At 68.9% G+C, this 18,172-nt stretch carries 21 protein-coding genes; 10 read left to right on the forward strand and 11 right to left on the reverse strand.

Going from position 1 to position 18,172, the window contains the following annotated elements:
* Both rpmD and rplO read left to right on the forward strand, forming a co-directional pair.
* Positions 1-180, forward strand: a complete 180-nt coding sequence (rpmD, locus tag SBI80_RS01765) for a 50S ribosomal protein L30 (protein WP_318972717.1) — start codon at positions 1-3, stop codon at positions 178-180.
* On the forward strand, positions 180-620 hold the full coding sequence (gene rplO, locus SBI80_RS01770; protein WP_318972718.1) for a 50S ribosomal protein L15: 441 nt from the start codon (positions 180-182) through the stop codon (positions 618-620). Before rpmD ends, rplO begins: the two co-directional genes overlap by 1 nt.
* Positions 621-676: 56 nt before the next feature.
* On the opposite strand, the gene SBI80_RS01775 is transcribed toward rplO, so the two are convergent.
* Both SBI80_RS01775 and SBI80_RS01780 read right to left on the reverse strand, forming a co-directional pair.
* Entirely contained in the window at positions 677-1,117 is a 441-nt protein-coding gene (locus SBI80_RS01775) for a MarR family winged helix-turn-helix transcriptional regulator (protein WP_318972719.1), read from the reverse strand.
* Positions 1,114-1,830 (reverse strand): SDR family NAD(P)-dependent oxidoreductase, encoded by a 717-nt coding sequence (locus tag SBI80_RS01780; protein WP_318972720.1) that lies wholly within the window; start codon positions 1,828-1,830, stop codon positions 1,114-1,116. The genes SBI80_RS01775 and SBI80_RS01780 overlap by 4 nt, the downstream gene beginning before the upstream one ends.
* Before the next feature lie 66 nt (positions 1,831-1,896).
* Here SBI80_RS01780 and sppA point away from each other — a divergent pair, with 66 nt between their 5' ends.
* Entirely contained in the window at positions 1,897-3,696 is a 1,800-nt protein-coding gene (gene sppA, locus SBI80_RS01785) for a signal peptide peptidase SppA (protein ID WP_318972721.1), read from the forward strand.
* Positions 3,697-3,702: 6 nt separating this feature from the next.
* Here sppA and SBI80_RS01790 read toward each other — a convergent pair whose 3' ends face one another.
* Genes SBI80_RS01790 through SBI80_RS01805 form a run of 4 tightly spaced genes read right to left on the reverse strand, consistent with a single transcriptional unit; the run spans position 3,703 to position 7,407 of the window.
* Complete coding sequence (locus SBI80_RS01790; protein WP_318972722.1) at positions 3,703-4,605, reverse strand: SAM-dependent methyltransferase; 903 nt, start codon at positions 4,603-4,605, stop codon at positions 3,703-3,705.
* A gap of 1 nt (position 4,606) precedes the next feature.
* Positions 4,607-5,530 carry a class I SAM-dependent methyltransferase gene (locus tag SBI80_RS01795; RefSeq protein ID WP_318972723.1) on the reverse strand — a complete coding sequence of 308 codons (924 nt, stop codon included), beginning with the start codon at positions 5,528-5,530 and terminating at the stop codon, positions 4,607-4,609.
* A gap of 9 nt (positions 5,531-5,539) precedes the next feature.
* Positions 5,540-6,457 (reverse strand): class I SAM-dependent methyltransferase, encoded by a 918-nt coding sequence (locus SBI80_RS01800; protein ID WP_318972724.1) that lies wholly within the window; start codon positions 6,455-6,457, stop codon positions 5,540-5,542.
* On the reverse strand, positions 6,454-7,407 hold the full coding sequence (locus SBI80_RS01805; protein ID WP_318972725.1) for an SAM-dependent methyltransferase: 954 nt from the start codon (positions 7,405-7,407) through the stop codon (positions 6,454-6,456). Before SBI80_RS01805 ends, SBI80_RS01800 begins: the two co-directional genes overlap by 4 nt.
* Positions 7,408-7,683: 276 nt before the next feature.
* Between SBI80_RS01805 and secY the strand changes: the two genes are divergently transcribed.
* From secY to SBI80_RS01835, 6 genes are all read left to right on the forward strand, one after another.
* Positions 7,684-9,009 carry a preprotein translocase subunit SecY gene (secY, locus tag SBI80_RS01810; RefSeq protein ID WP_318972726.1) on the forward strand — a complete coding sequence of 442 codons (1,326 nt, stop codon included), beginning with the start codon at positions 7,684-7,686 and terminating at the stop codon, positions 9,007-9,009.
* 15 nt (positions 9,010-9,024) lie between these two features.
* Positions 9,025-9,570: an adenylate kinase gene (locus SBI80_RS01815; protein WP_318972727.1), complete on the forward strand. Its 546-nt coding sequence runs from the start codon at positions 9,025-9,027 to the stop codon at positions 9,568-9,570.
* Positions 9,567-10,364: a type I methionyl aminopeptidase gene (gene map, locus SBI80_RS01820; RefSeq protein WP_318972728.1), complete on the forward strand. Its 798-nt coding sequence runs from the start codon at positions 9,567-9,569 to the stop codon at positions 10,362-10,364. Before SBI80_RS01815 ends, map begins: the two co-directional genes overlap by 4 nt.
* An 81-nt stretch (positions 10,365-10,445) precedes the next feature.
* On the forward strand, positions 10,446-10,961 hold the full coding sequence (locus SBI80_RS01825) for a sigma-70 family RNA polymerase sigma factor (RefSeq protein WP_318972729.1): 516 nt from the start codon (positions 10,446-10,448) through the stop codon (positions 10,959-10,961).
* Positions 10,958-11,698 carry an anti-sigma factor family protein gene (locus tag SBI80_RS01830; RefSeq protein ID WP_318972730.1) on the forward strand — a complete coding sequence of 247 codons (741 nt, stop codon included), beginning with the start codon at positions 10,958-10,960 and terminating at the stop codon, positions 11,696-11,698. The genes SBI80_RS01825 and SBI80_RS01830 overlap by 4 nt, the downstream gene beginning before the upstream one ends.
* Before the next feature lie 50 nt (positions 11,699-11,748).
* Positions 11,749-12,255: a MarR family winged helix-turn-helix transcriptional regulator gene (locus SBI80_RS01835; RefSeq protein ID WP_318972731.1), complete on the forward strand. Its 507-nt coding sequence runs from the start codon at positions 11,749-11,751 to the stop codon at positions 12,253-12,255.
* Here SBI80_RS01835 and SBI80_RS01840 read toward each other — a convergent pair.
* The 3 genes from SBI80_RS01840 to SBI80_RS01850 form a co-directional block, all read right to left on the reverse strand.
* Positions 12,252-13,043, reverse strand: coding sequence for a CorA family divalent cation transporter (locus SBI80_RS01840; RefSeq protein ID WP_318972732.1), 792 nt, complete (start codon positions 13,041-13,043; stop codon positions 12,252-12,254). The two genes, SBI80_RS01835 and SBI80_RS01840, sit on opposite strands and share 4 nt — an antisense overlap.
* Positions 13,044-13,286: 243 nt before the next feature.
* Positions 13,287-14,510 carry a GAF domain-containing sensor histidine kinase gene (locus tag SBI80_RS01845; protein ID WP_318972733.1) on the reverse strand — a complete coding sequence of 408 codons (1,224 nt, stop codon included), beginning with the start codon at positions 14,508-14,510 and terminating at the stop codon, positions 13,287-13,289.
* A complete protein-coding gene (locus tag SBI80_RS01850; protein WP_318972734.1) occupies positions 14,507-15,175 on the reverse strand; it encodes a response regulator in 669 nt (222 codons plus the stop codon). Before SBI80_RS01850 ends, SBI80_RS01845 begins: the two co-directional genes overlap by 4 nt.
* Before the next feature lie 104 nt (positions 15,176-15,279).
* Here SBI80_RS01850 and SBI80_RS01855 point away from each other — a divergent pair, with 104 nt between their 5' ends.
* Entirely contained in the window at positions 15,280-16,059 is a 780-nt protein-coding gene (locus SBI80_RS01855; RefSeq protein ID WP_318972735.1) for an HAD family hydrolase, read from the forward strand.
* Here the strand turns inward: SBI80_RS01855 and mmsB are convergent.
* Entirely contained in the window at positions 16,045-16,920 is an 876-nt protein-coding gene (mmsB, locus tag SBI80_RS01860; protein WP_318973637.1) for a 3-hydroxyisobutyrate dehydrogenase, read from the reverse strand. The two genes, SBI80_RS01855 and mmsB, sit on opposite strands and share 15 nt — an antisense overlap.
* A 24-nt stretch (positions 16,921-16,944) precedes the next feature.
* Entirely contained in the window at positions 16,945-18,165 is a 1,221-nt protein-coding gene (locus SBI80_RS01865) for an acyl-CoA dehydrogenase family protein (RefSeq protein ID WP_318972736.1), read from the reverse strand.
* Positions 18,166-18,172: the final 7 nt, after the last annotated feature.

An 18,172-nucleotide genomic window follows, 5' to 3' on the forward strand; every position in this document is an offset into this window, starting at 1 on the left:
ATGGCTGAAGTAAAGATCACCCAGGTGCGCAGCACCGTCGGGGCGCGCTGGAAGCAGCGGGAGAGCCTGCGGAGCCTCGGGCTGCGCAAGATCCGTCAGAGCGTGGTCCGCGAGGACAACGCCCAGACGCGTGGTCTGCTCGCCGTGGTCAACCACCTCGTGACCGTTGAGGAGGCGTAATGACCATCAAGTTGCACGACCTGAAGCCGGCCCCCGGGTCGAAGACCGCCAAGACCCGCGTTGGTCGTGGTGAGGGGTCCAAGGGCAAGACCGCAGGCCGCGGCACCAAGGGCACCAAGGCCCGCAAGAACGTCCCCGTGACGTTCGAGGGTGGCCAGATGCCGATCCACATGCGGCTGCCGAAGCTCAAGGGCTTCAAGAACCGCTTCCGTACCGAGTACGAGGTCGTCAACGTCGCCGACATCGACCGGCTGTTCCCCAAGGGCGGCACGGTTGGCGTCGACGAGCTGGTGGCTGCCGGTGCGGTCCGCAAGAACACCCTGGTCAAGGTGCTCGGCGACGGGAAGATCTCCGTCAAGGCCGACGTCACCGCCCACAAGTTCAGCGGTAGCGCTCGCGAGAAGATCACCGCCGCGGGTGGTTCCGCGACCGAGCTGTAGACGACTAGTACGCAGAAGGGCCCCCGCCTCGGCGGGGGCCCTTCCTGCATTGGTGGCTAGCTCAGGTTCGCGGTTGGCGGTTCGGGCGCCTCGGCCGCGACCAGCCGGCGCATGATCGCGGTGAGGTGGTCGAGCTCCTCGGTGGACAGGTCGGCCATCGCGTCAGGTGGCCGGTACAGGATCTCGTCGGCGGTGGCGAGCGCGCCCTGCCCGGCATCGGTGAGGGTGACGAGCTTGCGGCGTCTGTCGTCGGGGTGGGGCCGGCGTTCGACGAGGCCGTGAGACTCCAGTTTGTCGACGATCAGCGTGACGTAGGGCGCGTCGAGGCCGTTTCGCTCGGCGAGCTGACTCAGCGTCGCCGGCCCGTCGCGGAGCTGGACCAGGATGCGTCCGCGGCCGCCGCCCAGCCGGAAGCCGAGCGCGTCGGCGAGTTCGGCCCGCCGATTGGTCGATTCCACGAACCGGTACATCAGCGTCCAGGCGTCGGCTGACGTCACCACGGCACCGTCCGGCCCAGGTAGTCGACGTAGTGCAGGCCGGGCCTTCCGGCGATCGCGTCGAGGGTCTGCACCACGTTGGGAATGCTGTCGTCGATGCCCAGCCGGGCGTCCGGCCCGCCCATCTCGGTGCGCACCCATCCGGGTGCCATCAAGACCAGCGTGCGGTGGTCGTCGCGGTGCCGGGCCGCGTAGCTGCGCATGAAGGTGTTCAGCGCGGCCTTGCTTCCGCGGTACACCTCGTGGCCGCCGTTCTCGTTGTTGGCGACGCTGCCCTGGCCCGACGACATCACGGCGATCGTGCCCGCCGGGGTGACGAGATCCTGCAGGGCCTCGACGACGCGCAGGGGACCGAGTGCGTTCGTGACCATCACCTTCGTGAACTCCTCGGTGCAGGTCTCGGCGACCGTGCCGTCGGGCTGATTGGTCACGCCGGCGTTGACGAACAGCAGGTCGAACGTGCGGCCAGCCAGGCGGGTGCCGAGCGCGGCGATCTGCGCTGGCTCGGTGACGTCGACGGTGTCGATCTCGATGCGGCCGGGGTGAGCGTCGGCGAGGTCGTGCAGCGGGGTGCGGGCCTGGCCGCGGACGGTGGCCACGACGTGCCGCCCCTGCCCGGCCCACCGTTGCGCCAGCGCGAGACCGAGGCCGCGAGACGCACCGATCAGCAGGATGCGGTCGACGACGAGGCCGTCGGAATTAGTTATAGACATGCCAATCATTGTTGTCTGTATAAGTAATACGTCAAGTGCGGTGGCCGCGTCGGTACGCTCGAGACCATGTTCAGCTTCCTCGCCGACGTCCCCGGTACCGACGAACTGCGCGCGATCGTCCGCAAGGTCGACACCGCCCGGCATCACGGCGTGCCCAGCGGGTGCGTACTCGAACTCGACCTGCAGACGATGCCGCTGGAGTCGGGTGGCTTCGATCCGCTGGCCATGATCAACGGCAACGGCAAGCCGCTGCTGCTGCGCGAAACCGTCGCCGCCATCCGGCGGGCGGCCAAGGACGATCGGGTGGCCGGGTTGGTCGCCCGGGTGCAGCTGCCGGCGGCGGCCGCCGGTCCGGTACAGGAGCTGCGCGAGGCGATCGAGGCGTTCAGCGCCGTCAAACCGTCCCTGGCGTGGGCGGAGACCTACCCGGGCACGATGTCTTACTACCTCGCATCGGCGTTCCGCGAAGTCTGGATGCAACCGTCGGGCACCGTCGGCCTGGTCGGCTTCGCCACCAATGCCATGTTCCTGCGGGACGCCCTGGAGAAGGCCGGCATCCAGGCGCAGTTCGTCGCGCGCGGTGAATACAAGTCGGCCGCCAACCTGTTCACGCAGAGCGACTACACCGAGGCGCACCGCGAGGCCGACGGGCGGCTCATCGAGAGCCTGCAGGAGCAGGTGCTCGCCGCCGTCGCGGCATCCCGGCACCTCGATCCCGCGGCCGTGAACGCGCTTGCCGACCGGGCGCCGCTGCTGCGCGAGGACGCCGTCACCGGACGGCTCGTCGACCGCATCGGCTTCCGCGACGAGGCCTACCTGCGCATCGCGGACCTCGCGGCCGAACCCGGCGGCGCCTGGTCGGCCGGCGGTGACGACGCCTCACCCGACGACCCGGACGCGCCGCCTCGGCTGTACCTGTCGCGCTATGCGCGTTCGGGGGCCTCGGGTCCGGTGCCTGCCCTGCCCGGGCGCAAGTCCAAGCCGACCATCGCCGTGGTGACGCTGGCCGGGCCCATCGTCAGCGGCCGGGGTGGCCGGACGCTGTCGCCGCTGGGCACCTCCAGCGCGGGAGGTGACACGATCGCCGCGGCACTGCGGCAGGCGGGAGCCGACGACGACGTCTCCGCAGTGGTCCTTCGCGTCGACAGTCCCGGTGGTTCGGTGACCGGATCGGAGACCATCTGGCGGGAGGTCGTGCGGCTGCGCCAGGCCGGCAAGCCGGTCGTCGCGTCGATGGGCGCCGTCGCCGCGTCCGGTGGCTACTACGTGTCGATGGCCGCAGACGCGATCGTCGCAAACGCGGGCACGCTCACCGGATCCATCGGCGTGGTGACCGGCAAGCTGGTCGCCAGGGAGCTCAAGGACCGCCTCGGCATCGGCTCGGATTCGGTGCGCACCAACGCCAATGCCGATGCGTGGTCGGTGAATGCGCCGTTCACCGACGAGCAGCACGCCCACGTCGAGGCGGAGGCAGACCTGTTCTACACCGACTTCGTGCAGCGGGTCGCCGACGGCCGGGGGATGTCCGTCGAGGACGTGGACGCCGTCGCGCGCGGCCGGGTCTGGACGGGCGCCGACGCGCTGGCCCGCGGCCTCGTCGACGAGCTCGGCGGTCTGCGCACCGCGATCGACCGGGCCAAGGTGCTGGCCGGCCTGACCCCGGACGCCGAGGTCAAGCTCGTCAGCCTGCCGGGGTCGTCGCTGCTGGACGTGCTGCGGCCCAAGCCCTCCTCGCAGCCGGCGGCGGCGTCGCTGCCGGATGCGTTGGGCGCGTTGGTCGGCCGCTCGGCCGCGGTGCTGCTGACGCAGGCCGAACGATCGCTGTCCGGGGCCAACGCGCTGTGGCTTGGCGAGGTCCGGTTCTGACCTGGCTCAGCCCTCGTACACCGCGCTGACGTAGCTGAGATCGGCGAACATGCCCGCCACCTCGTCGTCGGTGAACTCGAAACCGTTGACGGCGTAGGCTTCTCGCATCGACAGCACCGTGACGTTCCAGCCTCGGGCGGTCAGGTAGTCGACGACGTCGTTGCGCTCACCCTGGTACACCAGGTCGGCCATCTCGATGTCGGAGCCCAGCTGCTTGAGTCGCTCGGACAGTTTCTTGGAGCGCTCGTCGGTGAGCGCGGACAGGTCGGCGACGTGCTCGGTGGCCAGCCGGCTGCCGGGGGTGGACAGCTCGGTGATGGCGTCGAAGAGCTTGTCCTGTGCGTCGGGCGGCAGGTAGATCAGCAGTCCCTCGGCGCTCCAAGACGTCGGCTGGCTGGGGTCGAAACCGCGCTCCCGCAATGCCTTCGGCCAATCCTCCCGCAGGTCGACGGCGACCGGGCGGTGGGTGGCGGTGGGTGTGGCGCCGAGGCCGGCCAGGGTGGTCGTCTTGAACTCGATCACCTCGGGTTGGTCGACCTCGTAGACCACCGTGCCGTCCGGCCACGGCAGCCGGTAGCCGCGGGCGTCGAGGCCGGCGGCGAGGATGACGGCCTGGCGCACCCCGGCTGCCGCACCATCGAGGAACATCTGGTCGAAGAAGCGGGTGCGGATCGCCATGCCCTCCGCGGCGCGCCTCGGCGTGAACGCCGGGTCGACCTGTGTCAGGTCCAGCTCACCGTCGAGCATGCGGTTGAACAGCTCCACGCCGACCGCGCGCACCAGCGGCTCGGCGTACGCGTCGTCGATCATCTTCTCGCGGTGCCCGAGCGCGCGTTGGGCGGCAACCATCGTCGCTGTCGCCCCGACGCTGGAGGCCAGGTCCCAGGTGTCGCCTTCGGTTCTCGCCATGTCACTCCTTCACTTCGAGGGTCGAGGTTAGATATCCGGAATCGCCGCCGAACGACGTCAGCACGTCGTCCGGCAGCTCGAAACCGTTGGTGGCGTAAGCCTCGGAGGCCTTGACGATCTCGTTGTGCCAACCGCGAGCGGCCAGGTAGTCGGCCGCGCTGTTGCGCTCACCGGTGTAGAACAGCTCCGCCAAGTTCAGGCCCGAACCGAAGTGCTTCGTGCGTTCGGTGAGCTTCTCGGCCCAGTCGTCGGGCAGCGCCCGCATGTCCATGTGCTCGGTGGCGATCCGGCTACCTGGCGCCGAGAGCGCGGTGACGTGGTCGAACAACCGGTCCTGTGCCTCCGGGGGTAGATAGACCAGCAGCCCCTCGGCGCTCCACGCCGTCGGCGCGGAAGGATCGAAGCCGGCCTCCCTCAGCACCGCCGGCCAATCGTCGCGCAGGTCGACCGCCAGCGCGCGCCGCTCGGCGGTGGGTTGTGCGCCGAGGTCGGCGAGCGTGCGCGTCTTGAACGCGATCACCTCGGGCTGGTCGATCTCGTAGACGACGGTGCCGGCGGTCCACGGCAACCGGTAGGCCCTGGTGTCGAGACCCGACGCCAGGATGACGGCCTGGTGGATTCCGGAATTGCTTGCCGCGGTGAAGAAGTCGTCGAAGTACCGGGTTCGCACCGCGATCTGCTCGTTCATTGCCTGCCGGTTGAGCATGGGATCTTCCTCGACGGCGGTGAGCTCCCCGTCGACGAGCTTGACGAAGACGTCCATCCCGACGGCGCGCACCAGGGGCTCGGCCCACGGGTCGTCGAGCAGCGGGCTGGGGCCCTGCGAGGCCGTGGCGCGTGAAGCGGCGACGGCGGTGGCCGTCGCGCCGACGCTGGACGCCAGGTCCCAGCTGTCGCCGTCGTACCGGGAATCGGTGGTAGACATGACTGCTCCTTAGGCGAGGGTGGCGAGGACGGACAACGAATTGCGAAGGCGCGCAAGCGCTTCGGCGGTGGGGAACTCGCGGCCGTAGTCGGCGAAGACGTCGGGCCTGGGTCGTGCCGAGACCTCCCAACCGCGGGCGCGCAGGTAGTCGGTGACCGGACTGCGCTCACCGTCGTAGACCAGGTCGGGAAGGCTGACGTCGAAACCCTGGTCCCGCCATGCCGCGCTGACCGCCGCCGCGCCGCCGCCGACGAGGGCACCGCCGTCGGGGTGGTACTCGGTGGCGATCCGGCTGCCCGGGCTGCTGAGTTCGGTGATGTCGTCGAACAGCTTGTCCTGCGCCTCGGGTGGCAGGTACACGAGCAGTCCCTCGGCGCTCCAGGCGGTTGGCTTGGTGGCGTCGAATCCGTGGCGCCGCAGTTCGGCCGGCCAGTCGTCGCGCAGGTCGACGGCGACGGTGCGGTGCTCGGCAGTTGGGAGCGCCCCGAGCGCGGTCATGGCCGCCGTCTTGGCCTGGATCACCCGTGGCTGGTCGATCTCGAAGACGACCGTGCCGTCAGGCCACGGCAGCCGGTAGGCCCGTGAGTCCAGCCCGGAGGCGAGGATGACGGCCTGACGAACCCCGGCGGCGGCGGCCTGGGTGAAGAAGTCGTCGAAGAAGCGTGTGCGGACGGCCATCACGTCGGTGATCGCGCGGGCCGCCCCGCCATCGTCGGAGTCGGTGGTCGAGATCTCCCCGTCGACGAGCTTGACGAAGAAGTCGATGCCCACCGCGCGCACCAGGGGAGCGGCGTAGGGATCGTCGATCAGTGCGTTGGGCTCCCGGGAGGCCAGTGCGCGCGCGGCGGCGACCATCGTCGCGGTCGCGCCGACGCTGGAGGCGAGGTCCCAGCTGTCACCGTCGCGGCAGGTCGCCGAGCCGCTCATCGGTGTTCGCCCAGCGTCGCGCTGACATAGGTGGTGTCGGCGAAGCCGCCCGCATCGTCGTCGGCCAGCGGCGGTAGCTGGTGGGCGGCGAACAACTCGTTCAGGGGGTGAGCCTCGGGATGCCAGCCGTGCTGGGCGAGGTAGGCCGAGACCTCGTGGCGCTCGCCGAAGTACAGCAGCTGGGTCGGATCCAGGTCCAGGCCGTGCTCGCGCCACTGACCGGCGGCGTCCCGCATGCGTTCACGCAGCTGGTCGTCGTCGTGGGGAGAGCGCTTCGGCATGCTCTCGCTGGCGAAGCGGCTGCCCGGCGCGCTCAGCTCGGTGATGGCGTCCAGCAACCGGTCCTGCGCCTCGGGAGGAAGGTAGGGCAGCAGTCCCTCGGCGCTCCACGCGGTAGGCCGGCCCGGGTCGAAGCCGGCCTGGCGCAGTGCGGCGGGCCAGTCCTCGCGCAGGTCGACGGCGACGGCGCGGCGGTACGCGGTGGGGGTGGCTCCCAGCTCGGCCAGCGTCCGGCTCTTGAACTCGATCACCTCGGGCTGGTCGATCTCGTAGACGGTGCTGCCGGCCGGCCACGGCAGCCGGTAGGCGCGGGAGTCCAGCCCCGAGGCCAGGATGACGGCCTGCGTGATGCCGGCCCTGGCCGCGTCGAGGAAGAAGTCGTCGAAGAACACGGTGCGGACGGCCATGTTGTCGGCCAGCCGCGCGAGCCCCGCCGCCATCGGACCCATCGCGTCGAGATCGTCGGAGGAGAGCTCGCCCGAGGCGAGGCGGGTGAGGAGGTCGACGCCGACCGCGCGAACCAGCGGTTCGGCGTACGGGTCGGACATCAGCGGCTTGGTGGCCCGTCCGGCGATCGCCCGTCCCGCGGCGACGATCGTGGCCGTCACCCCCACGCTCGAGGCGAGATCCCAGGTGTCGCCATCGGTTCTTCCAGAATGGGCACGCGTCATCAGGCCCTCCGACCTTTTACTTAGCTGATGTAACGAGCTGTCCGCGACTGTACGCTTCCAACCTGGAACACCGGGCTGAGCTCGCGACGTCCAGCGGATGAGGGTCGGACCGGCGGCAACTGTTAGTCTCGTAGACTGTTCCAACGCACGATTGCGCTGGCCGCAGGCATGCCTGCGCGGCGGCACCCGAATCGCGCGGGACTTACCCACAACGAGCTGGTCGGACCAGCCCCATCGGCACGCCGCGACTTCGAGTCCGGCTGCGCAGGAGGAAGAGTGCTTTCGGCTTTCATCTCGTCATTGCGGACGGCCGACCTCCGAAGGAAGATTCTCTTCACCCTCGGCATCGTCATCCTCTACCGGGTGGGCGCCACGTTGCCGTCTCCCGGGGTCAACTACCCCAACGTGCAGCAGTGCATCCAGCAGGTCCAGGGCGGTAGCTCCGCCCAGATCTACTCCCTGATCAACCTCTTCTCCGGCGGCGCGCTGCTGCAGCTGTCGGTGTTCGCCGTCGGCGTGATGCCCTACATCACCGCCAGCATCATCGTGCAGCTGCTGACGGTGGTCATCCCGCGCTTCGAACAGTTGCGCAAGGAAGGGCAGTCGGGCCAGGCCAAGATGACGCAGTACACGCGTTATCTCGCGGTGGCGCTGGCGCTGCTGCAGGGCACCTCGATCGTCGCGCTGGCCGCCAATGGCGGGTTGCTGCAGGGCTGCACCCTCGACATCATCTCGAACTCGTCGATCTTCACCCTGATCGTCATCGTGCTGGTGCTCACCGCCGGCGCGTCGCTGGTGATGTGGATGGGCGAGCTCGTCACCGAGCGCGGCATCGGCAACGGCATGTCGCTGCTCATCTTCGCCGGCATCGCCGCCCGCATCCCGTCCGAGGGCAAGATGATCCTCGACAGCCGCGGTGGCATCACGTTCGCGCTGGTCTGCGTCGCGGCCCTGGCGATCATCGTCGGCGTCGTCTTCGTCGAGCAGGGTCAGCGCCGCATCCCGGTGCAGTACGCCAAGCGCATGGTGGGCCGGCGCATGTATGGCGGCACGTCGACCTATCTGCCACTCAAGGTCAACCAGGCCGGCGTCATCCCGGTCATCTTCGCGTCGTCGCTGATCTACATCCCGCACCTGATCACCCAGCTGATCCAGGGCGGCAGGGGCACCCCGGGCAACGGCTGGTGGGACAAGTTCGTCGCGAACTACCTGTCCAACCCCGCCAGCCCGGTCTACATCGGCATCTACTTCGGCCTGATCGTCTTCTTCACGTACTTCTACGTGTCGATCACGTTCAATCCCGACGAGCGTGCCGACGAGATGAAGAAGTTCGGCGGTTTCATTCCGGGCATCCGTCCCGGCAAGCCGACAGCCGACTACCTGCGATACGTTCTGAGTCGCATCACCCTTCCCGGCTCGATCTACCTCGGTGTGATCGCGGTGCTGCCCAACCTCTTCCTGGAGATCGGCAACACCGGCACCGTGCAGAATCTGCCCTTCGGCGGCACCGCGGTGCTGATCATGATCGGCGTCGGCCTGGACACGGTGAAACAGATCGAAAGCCAGCTCATGCAGCGCAACTACGAGGGCTTTTTGAAGTGAGAGAGGGTTCTTAAGTTGAGAATCGTTTTGCTTGGTCCCCCTGGCGCGGGCAAGGGCACCCAGGCCGAGAAGCTGGCCGAGAAGCTCGGCATCCCGCACGTCTCGACTGGCGATCTGTTCCGACACAACATCAGCAACGAGACCGAGCTCGGCCTGGAGGCCAAGACGTACCTCGATGCCGGTGACCTGGTCCCCGCCTCGCTGACGAACGCGCTGGTCGAAGACCGGATCGACGATCCCGACGCGGCCGACGGCTTCATCCTCGACGGTTACCCCCGCTCGGTGGAGCAAGCCGAGGCGCTGCGCGAGATGCTGGCCAAGCGCAACCATCAGTTGGACGCCGTCGTCGAGTTCCGCGTCTCCGAGGACGAGCTGCTGACCCGGCTGAAGAGCCGTGGCCGTGCCGACGACACCGAGGACGTCATCCTCAACCGCATGAAGGTCTATCGCGACGAGACCGCACCGCTGCTGGACTACTACGCCGACGAGCTCAAGACGGTCGACGCCGTCGGATCGCTGGACGAGGTGTTCTCCCGCGCGCTGCGTGCCCTCGGCAAGTGATCGGATTGCCCGGCCTGCGCGGCCGCCGGGTGGTGGCCCAGCGCACTGCCGGTGAGCTCGACGCCATGGCCGCGGCCGGGGCGTTGGTGGCGGCGGCGCTGCGAGCCGTCCGGCAGGCCGCGCAACCGGGGGTCTCGACGCTGGAGCTCGACGAGATCGCCGAATCGGTGATCCGCGACGGCGGTGGCATCCCGTCGTTCCTCGGCTACCACGGGTTCCCCGCCAGCATTTGCTCGTCGGTCAACGATCGGATCGTCCACGGCATTCCGTCGGCGGACGAGAAGCTGGCCGCCGGTGACCTCGTCTCCATCGACTGCGGCGCCATCCTCGACGACTGGCACGGCGACTCTGCCGTCAGCTTCGGCGTCGGACCGCTCATCGCCGCCGACGAGGCCCTGTCGGAGGCCACCCGCGCGGCCATGGAGGCCGGTATCGCGGCCATGGTGCCCGGCAACCGGCTTACCGACGTCTCGCACGCGATCGAGGTCGAGACGCACGCCGCCGAGGCCCGCGACGACCGCAAGTACGGGATCGTCTCGGGTTACGGCGGTCACGGCATCGGCAGAAGCATGCACATGGACCCGTTCCTGCCCAACGAGGGATCACCCGGCCGGGGACCGCACCTGGTAGCGGGCTCGGTGCTGGCCATCGAACCGATGTTGACGCTGGGCACCACCAAGAGCATCGTCCTGGAGGACGAGTGGACCGTCGTCACCGCCGACGGCACGCGCGCCGCGCACTGGGAGCACACCGTCGCGGCCACCGACGACGGCCCGCGCATTCTGACGCTCTAAATCCTCTCGCTGGCCAGGCACTTCGGGTAAGTGTGGATGAACCACACCGCCCCCTGCGTCGTGTCACTGGCGGAGGTACAGATGGATGATCCGGAGGCCGCGATGATGCGGGTGCTCTATGACGAGCATGCCGCGGCACTGTGGCGCTACGCCCTACGACTGACCGGCGATCAGGCGCGCGCCGAGGACGTCGTCCAGGAGACCCTGTTGCGGGCCTGGCGACATCCCGAGGTGACCGACGACGCCGAACGCTCGGCTCGGGCGTGGTTGTTCACCGTCGCGCGGAACCTCATCATCGACGAGCGGCGCAGCGCGCGGTATCGCAACGAATCGGGCACCGCCGACGTCGAGGCGCTCGGCGACCACGCCGGCCCGGACGAGGTCGACAACGCGCTGGACAAGCTACTGCTGGGCACCGCGATGAGCCAGCTGTCGGAGGATCACCGCGCGGTGATCCAGCGGGCGTACTACCGGGGGTGGAGCGTCGCGCAGACCGCGGCCGACCTGCAGATCGCCGAGGGAACGGTCAAGTCGCGCCTGCACTATGCGATGCGGGCGCTGCGGTTGTCGCTACAGGAGATGGGGGTGACGCGATGACCCTCTCGGGTGGACATCACGGACTGGAATCGGTCGACGGCGACCGCTACGCGACGTGGGACGCGGCCTATGTCCTCGGTTCGCTGTCGAGTGCCGAACGCCGGGAATACGAGGCGCACCTCGAGACGTGCGAACGGTGCCGCGCTGCGGTCGCCGAACTCAGCGGCATGCCCGCACTGCTCGGCCTACTCAGCGCCGAGGAGGTGTGCGGCATGGGCGGCCAGCAACCCGAGCCCCCACCGCTGCGACCCGAGGTGCTCGAGACCGTACTGGACCGGGTGCGGTGGCGCCGGCGCCGGTCGCGGTGGCTGACGTCGGCCGCAGTCGGGTTGGCGGCTGCGCTGATCGCCGTCGGTTTGGTCGTGGTCATCCGCCCGGAACTGATGGGGCTGCGCAGCGGCGACACCGGCCAGCCCGTCGCACAGATGGAGATGGACAAGCGCGCGCCGACGACGGTCAGCGCGACCGTGGGGCTGAGCAGCTTCGCGTGGGGCACGCGCATCGACATGGCGTGCACGTACGGTCAGTGGTCGAGTCGTCCCGACACGGCGCCGGCGAATCTGGGCATGGTGGTCGTCGGCCGGGACGGGAGCCGCACCCAGGTGGCGACGTGGCTCGGGCTGCCGGGCGCCACGGCGCTGCCAAGCGGCAACACCCCGATGCCGAAGGACCAGATCGCCGCCATCCAGCTGGTATCGGCCGATACCGGACAGGTGCTGCTGGAACGGACGATCTGACCGCCCGGGCGTCGCGGGCCGGATGTACGGCGGGTGCGGTAAGAAGAGGCGTGTCCTCCCCGCCTCCGCCGCGCGACCCGATCGCACTGGCGCGCGCCAACTGGGTGCGCTCGGGCTGGGGCGAGGACGTCGCCGACGGGATGGTGGCGGTCACGTCGGTGATGCGGGCCCACCAGATCCTGCTCGCCAGGGTCGAAACGGCGTTGCGCCCGTACGGTCTCAGCTTCTCCCGGTACGAGCTGCTGCGGTTGCTGGCGTTCAGCAAGAGCGGTGCGCTGCCGATCACCAAGGCATCTGACCGGCTGCAGGTCCACGTCACCAGCGTGACCCACGCGATCCGGCGGCTGGAGAGCGACGGCTTGGTACGACGCGTCCCGCATCCCACCGACGGACGCACCACGCTCGTCGCGCTGACCGACCAGGGGCGCTCCACCGTGGAGGACGCGACCCGCACGCTGAATGCCGAGGTGTTCGGCGACCTCGGGATCACCACCGCAGAGTCGTCGGCCCTGGCCGCCGCGATCGAGACGCTGCGCCGCCGGGCCGGCGACTTCTAGCGCGACGACCACCCCGACGGGACGGGAGCACCACCGGTCAGAGCCACCCCTTGCGGCGAAACGTGCGATACATCAGGCCGGTGATCAGGGCCATTGCCCTTGCGCATGGATCGTCGCAGTTCGAGGGAGATCCGGTCGTCGTGCTCCTCGGCGAACAGGCGAAGCCCGTGGGTCAACGGCTCGATCGATCTGCGCAACCTCAACGCCACGCGTTTGAGCAGGTAGATCTGCTCGATGTCGCCGCTGCTGGATCGTGCGAACACCTGCTCCTCGATTGCGTCGGCCTCCGTCCGCATCAGACCGGCGAGTTCCAGGTAATCGCGCACGACGAGATCGGTAATCGCCAGCAACACGTCGGGGGGCTCCGGTACGGGCCCGTCCCTGGCCCGTGAGCGGACGGCGTCGGCGGCGTGGTGCCGACCCCGGCCGCACGTGACGATGAAGTCGACTCCGAGGAATATGGCGAGCTGACCATCGGCTGGATCCGGCTCACCGTCGACGTGGGTCATGGTCCTCAGAAACACCATCAGGTGGTCGTCGTACCACTCGACCTTGGGCCGGGGCCGGCCCCGTAGGACGTGTTCGACTGCGAGCGGATGCAGATCGAAAGTCTGTGCTGCCAAGCGAATCTGGCCGTCATCGGGGCCGTCGAGGTGAAGCCACACGAAGCCCCTGCCAAGGTCACGGATCCGGTCGAGCGCTGCTGCCCAGGCCAGCTCGTCGGAGCAGGGGAGGTCGGCCGGGCGGGGACCGATGTGTTCGCCATCGTGCGCCTCGAGCACCGTCACGCCAAGTGCCGCGTCCGTGCGACGGGCGTGGGTGGCCGGCGGAGACGGACGCGCGGCTCGTCGCCGCCGGGGCTTCGTCAGCCTCGAGAAGTCCTGATGTTCAAGCCGTCTGGGCGTTGGCATTGCGGCAAGTATCGGTCCAGGTTCAGCCGATGTCAGCTCTCGCCAGCCGATTGACAGCTAGTGCGAAGGCGTCTCGCGCCTGGGCGGGCTGGGGCGGATGCCGCGGCCGCGACCGGGGGGTTAGTCGCCGGATGACGAGGGCAGCGGGATCGTCGCCGTCACCGCCGTTCCCGCACCGGGCCGCGACCGGATGTTGAGCCGGCCGCCGACGATCTCGGCGCGCTCGGCCATCGAGAGCAACCCGTAGCCACCCATCTCGTCGCCTCCGAGCGGGTGCTCGAAGGTGTCGAAACCCAAACCGTTGTCCACGATCTCGAGCCGCGCGGTGTCCTCGGCGACCGAGAACGTAAGGCTGGCGTTGGTGGCGCGGGCGTGCTTGACGACATTCTGCAGGCATTCTTGCGCGATCCGGTAGAGCGCGATCTCCACGTGGTCGGGCAGTCGCGCCTCGGCCAGGTCGACGTCGATGTCGACCTGGGGAATCGACCTGGCCAGGCTGGCGAGTCCACCCGCGAGCCCGAGATCGTCGAGCACCGGCGGACGTAACCCGCCGATCGCGGCACGCGCCTCCTGCAGGGTCAGGTCCACCAACTCGCGGGCCATGCCCAGCTGTTCGGAGACGGTCGCCGCGTCCTCACCGACGGCCCTGGTGGCCGCGTCCAACCGGTAGGACAGCGTCACCAGCCGCTGGGAGATCCCGTCGTGGATGTCTCCGGCCAGTCGCCGTCGCTCGATCTCCTGCGCTTCGATGACCTGCTCGACGAAGTTCTCGTGGGCACGCTCGCGGGCCACCAGCTGTCGGTGCATCCTGGCCTGATGCATCGCGCCGGCGATGAGCCTGCCGATGACCAACAGCAATTCGACGTCGCGGTCGGTGAACTCGCGACGCTCGACGGTGTGCACGTTCAGCACGCCGACCAGACCGCCGGGGTCGGTCTCCATCGGCACCGAGACCATCGAGGTGAAGTCCGAACCGCGCAGTGACTCGAACGGCTTGTAGCGCGGGTCGTTCTCCTTGTCGTGCACGATCACCACCGGTTGCCGGACCCGGGCCACCCAGCCCGACACACCCTGACCGAGCGGCAACCTGATCTTGCCGACCTGGCTGTCGAACGGCGGCGTCGCACCCGTCAGCGTCAACGACTGCTCGGCGTCGTCGAGCACGTGGACGAAGCAGACGTCGGTTCCCGTGGCGGCGGTGATCATTCGGGCTGCGGCCTCGGCAAGGGGCTCGACGCCCGGTCCCCGCGACGCGGCCTGGATCAGCTCACGCAACAGGGCGAGTTCGCGGTCGGCGTCGACGAGGTCGCGCACCGCGTTGGGCGTGGGGGAGGCCGGTCTCACTGGTAGATGCCCTCCCGCAGCGCAGTGGCCACCGCGCCGGTGCGGTCACCGACGCCCAGCTTGCGGTAGATGGAGCGCAGATGCGTCTTGACGGTCTCGTCGCCGATGACGAGCTTGTTGGCGATGCCGCGATTGGACAGACCGTTGACGACGTAGGACAGGATCTCGCTCTCGCGCTGCGTAAGCCCTTGGCGCGCACCCGGCCAGAACTCGTCGCGCTGCAACCGGGCCGCGGTGTCGACGGCCCTGGCGGCCATCCCCGGGTCGATTGCCGTCTTGCCGGCGTGCGCGAACTCCAGCTGACGGACCAACTCGTCGCTGCCGATGCTCTTGAGCAGATATCCCGCCGCACCTACGCGCAGCGCCTGGAAGAGGTATTGCTCGTCGTCGTAGACCGACAGCATGACCACCTTCCGAGCCGGATCGCGCTTGCGCAGCGCGGCGCACAGATCGAGACCGCTGGAGCCCTGCATGCGCACGTCGCACAGCACGATGTCGGGGTCGAGGTCGGCGACGACGCCCATTGCCCGCTCGGCGCCAACGGCCTGCCCGACGACCGTGACCCGCTCCCCGAACGTCGTCAGCATCGCCTTGAGGCCCTCGATGACCATCTCGTGGTCATCCACCAGCACGAGCCGGACCGGAGGGTTGATGGCGGGCGACATGGCCCGAGCTTAGAACCGGCGGACGCGCCGATCACCCAACTTGACCTGTTCTATCCCCCGCATGGGGGAGGCGCCGATGATGTGACCTGGGCCACTCTAAGGGCATGGCGTCCACTCCGGAGAAGGCATGGCGGGCAGGTCGGTTCTGGTGGGATTCGGCCCACCCCGACGAAGCCGGCACTCACTCGCTGCGGGCGATGATCTTCGACCTCGATGCCCTCACCGACGTCGAGTGCGATGGGCACCGGCTCGCGTTCAACGCCGCCTTCACCGCCCACCGGCTGCCCCTGCAGTGGAGTGCGGCGCGATACCGCAAGATGCTGGCACTGCCTGATGAGCGGCAGCGGGTGGCGGCCGAACTGCGGGCGCGGGGCATCTGTACCGAATGCGACGTACTGGCCAGGGTCCTGGTCGAGCAACTCTGCTCGACCAAGGCGACGATGCTCGACCAGATGATCCTGGCGGCCGACCTGGATCCCCGTCGCGGCGCCGTCGAGCTGATCACCGAGGGCTTCACCGCCGGGGTGGCCGTCGGGGTCGTCGGCGACGGGCGGCGGCGCTGGGTCGAGCCCCTGGTGCGGCAGCTGGTCGGTGAGGGTCTGGTGCAGACGATCGTGACGGCCGACGACGTGGGCGCGCCGATGCCCACCGCGGACGCCTACCGGTTGGCCCTGGCCGACCTGGGCGTGACGGCGCAGGATGTCCTGCTGTTCACCGGCTCGGCGGCCGGTCTGCGCAACGCGCACGCCGTCGGGCTGGCCGGCGTGCTCGTCGATCCCGCCACGGCCGGCGTGCGCGCGGACTACGACGGGCTTCGGGTCGCCGACTGCCTGCGGCTGCGGGGCCGGCTGAGAGCCGGTGGCAATCGGCTAGTTGCCGCGTAGCAGCTCGATGACCGCGCTGAAGTCCTGGTTGGCGTGTTCGGTGGCGAATTCCGCGTAGATCTGTGCGGCGTGAGTGCCCAGCGGCGCCGACGAACCGGTGGACTCCACCGCCGCCATCGCCAGGCCGAGATCCTTGTTCATCAGGGCCGTGGCGAATCCCGGTTTGAAGTCGTCGTTCGCAGGAGATGTCGGGACCGGTCCTGGCACTGGGCAATTCGTGTGCACTGCCCAGCAGTTGCCGGTGGCGCCGGTGATCACGTCGAACAGGGACTGCGCCGAGAGTCCCAACTTCTCGGCAAGCACGAAGGCCTCGCCGACGGCGATCTGCTGAACCGCCAGCACCATGTTGTTGCACAGCTTGGCGCTCTGGCCGTTGCCGGATCCGCCGCAGTGAATGATCTTGCCCGCCATCGGTTCCAGCACCGGCTTGGCCCGCTCGACGGCAGCGTCGTCACCGCCGACCATGAAGGCCAGCGTGCCCGCGGCCGCGCCCTTGACACCACCGGACACGGGGGCGTCGACCTGCGAGTGACCGTGCTCGGCCGCCTTGGCATTGACGGTCCGCGCGTCGTCGACCGAGATGGTCGAGGTGTCGATGAACAGGGTGTCCGCCTTGGCCGCGGGCAGCACCTCGGCGTAGCACGCCTTGACGATCGCCCCGCTGGGCAGTGAGGTGATCACCACGTCGGCATGGGCCACGGCGTCGGCCGCATTGTCGAACACCTTGGCGCCGTTGGACTCTGCTGCCAATCTGAGCTCGGGAACCAGATCGAAGCCGTGCACGGGGTGACCCGCCTTGACCAGGTTGGTCGCCATGGGGCCACCCATGTTGCCCAGTCCCAAGAATGCGATCGTTGCCATCGACATGTGAAGTGCCTCTCGGTGTCATGCGGACGCGCGGCCGCTGGCGGAATCTGCCGTGTTGCGGGTTGCGCCCGCCGAAGCAGTCTTGCGGGCTGCGCCCGCGCAACCCCGCCCGATCACCACGCGCATGATCTCATTGGTTCCCTCCAGGATGCGGTGCACCCGCAGATCTCGAACGATCTTCTCCAGCCCGTACTCCCGCAGATAGCCGTACCCGCCATGCAGTTGCAGGGCCTGGTCGGCGACCTCGAAGCACGCGTCGGTGACGTAGCGCTTGGCCATCGCGCACAGGGACACCTTGTCGGGGTGGTTCTCGTCCAGCGCGGATGCCGCCCGCCACAACAGGTTTCGCGACGTCTCCAACGCGGTCGCCATGTCGGCGAGCGTGAAGCGGATGGTGGGCTCGTCCAGCAGGGTGATGCCGAAGGCCTCGCGATCGGCGAGGTAGCCGACCGCCTTGTCGTAGGCCGCCTGCGCACCGCCGAGTGAACACGCGGCGATGTTGATGCGGCCGCCGTTGAGGCCGTTCATCGCGATGGCGAAACCGCTGCCCTCGCCTTCCGCTCCGCCGAGCATGGCGTCGGCAGGCACCCGGGCCCCCTCGAACACCACCTGAGCCGTGGGCTGCGCATTCCACCCCATCTTGTGCTCGTCGGCGCCGAAACCGACCCCCGGGGTGTCCGCAGGCACGACGAACGCCGAGATGCCACGGGGACCGTCCCCGCCGGTGCGGGCCATGACGACGTACACGTCGGAGGCTCCGGCACCGGAGATGAACTGCTTCACCCCGTCGAGGACGTAGTGGTCACCATCCCTAACGGCCCTGGTGCGCAACGCGCTGGCGTCCGATCCCGCACCCGGTTCAGTGAGGCAGTAGCTGGCGATCAGTTCCATCGTGGCCAGCCGGGGCACCAGGTTCTTGCGCTGCTCGGGCGTGCCGTAGGCGTCGACCATCCAGGTGCACATGTTGTGAATCGACATGAACGCCGCAATCGTCGGGTCCGCCGTCGCGAGCTGCTCGAAGATCCGGACGCCGTCGAGACGCCGCAACCCGCTGCCGCCGACGTCCTCGGCGCAATAGACCGCGGCCATGCCCATCTCGGCGGCCTCGCGCATCGCATGGACCGGAAAGTGCTTGCGCTCGTCCCAGTCGAGGGCTTGCGGCGCAAGACGTTTGGCGGCGAACTCGGCTGCAGCCTCTGCGATCACGCGCTCGTCGGAGTCCATTCCGAAGTAGTCCACGGGTGGC

It is taken from the genome of Mycolicibacterium sichuanense, from assembly GCF_033741125.1.
In the GTDB taxonomy this organism is placed as follows: Bacteria; Actinomycetota; Actinomycetes; order Mycobacteriales; family Mycobacteriaceae; genus Mycobacterium.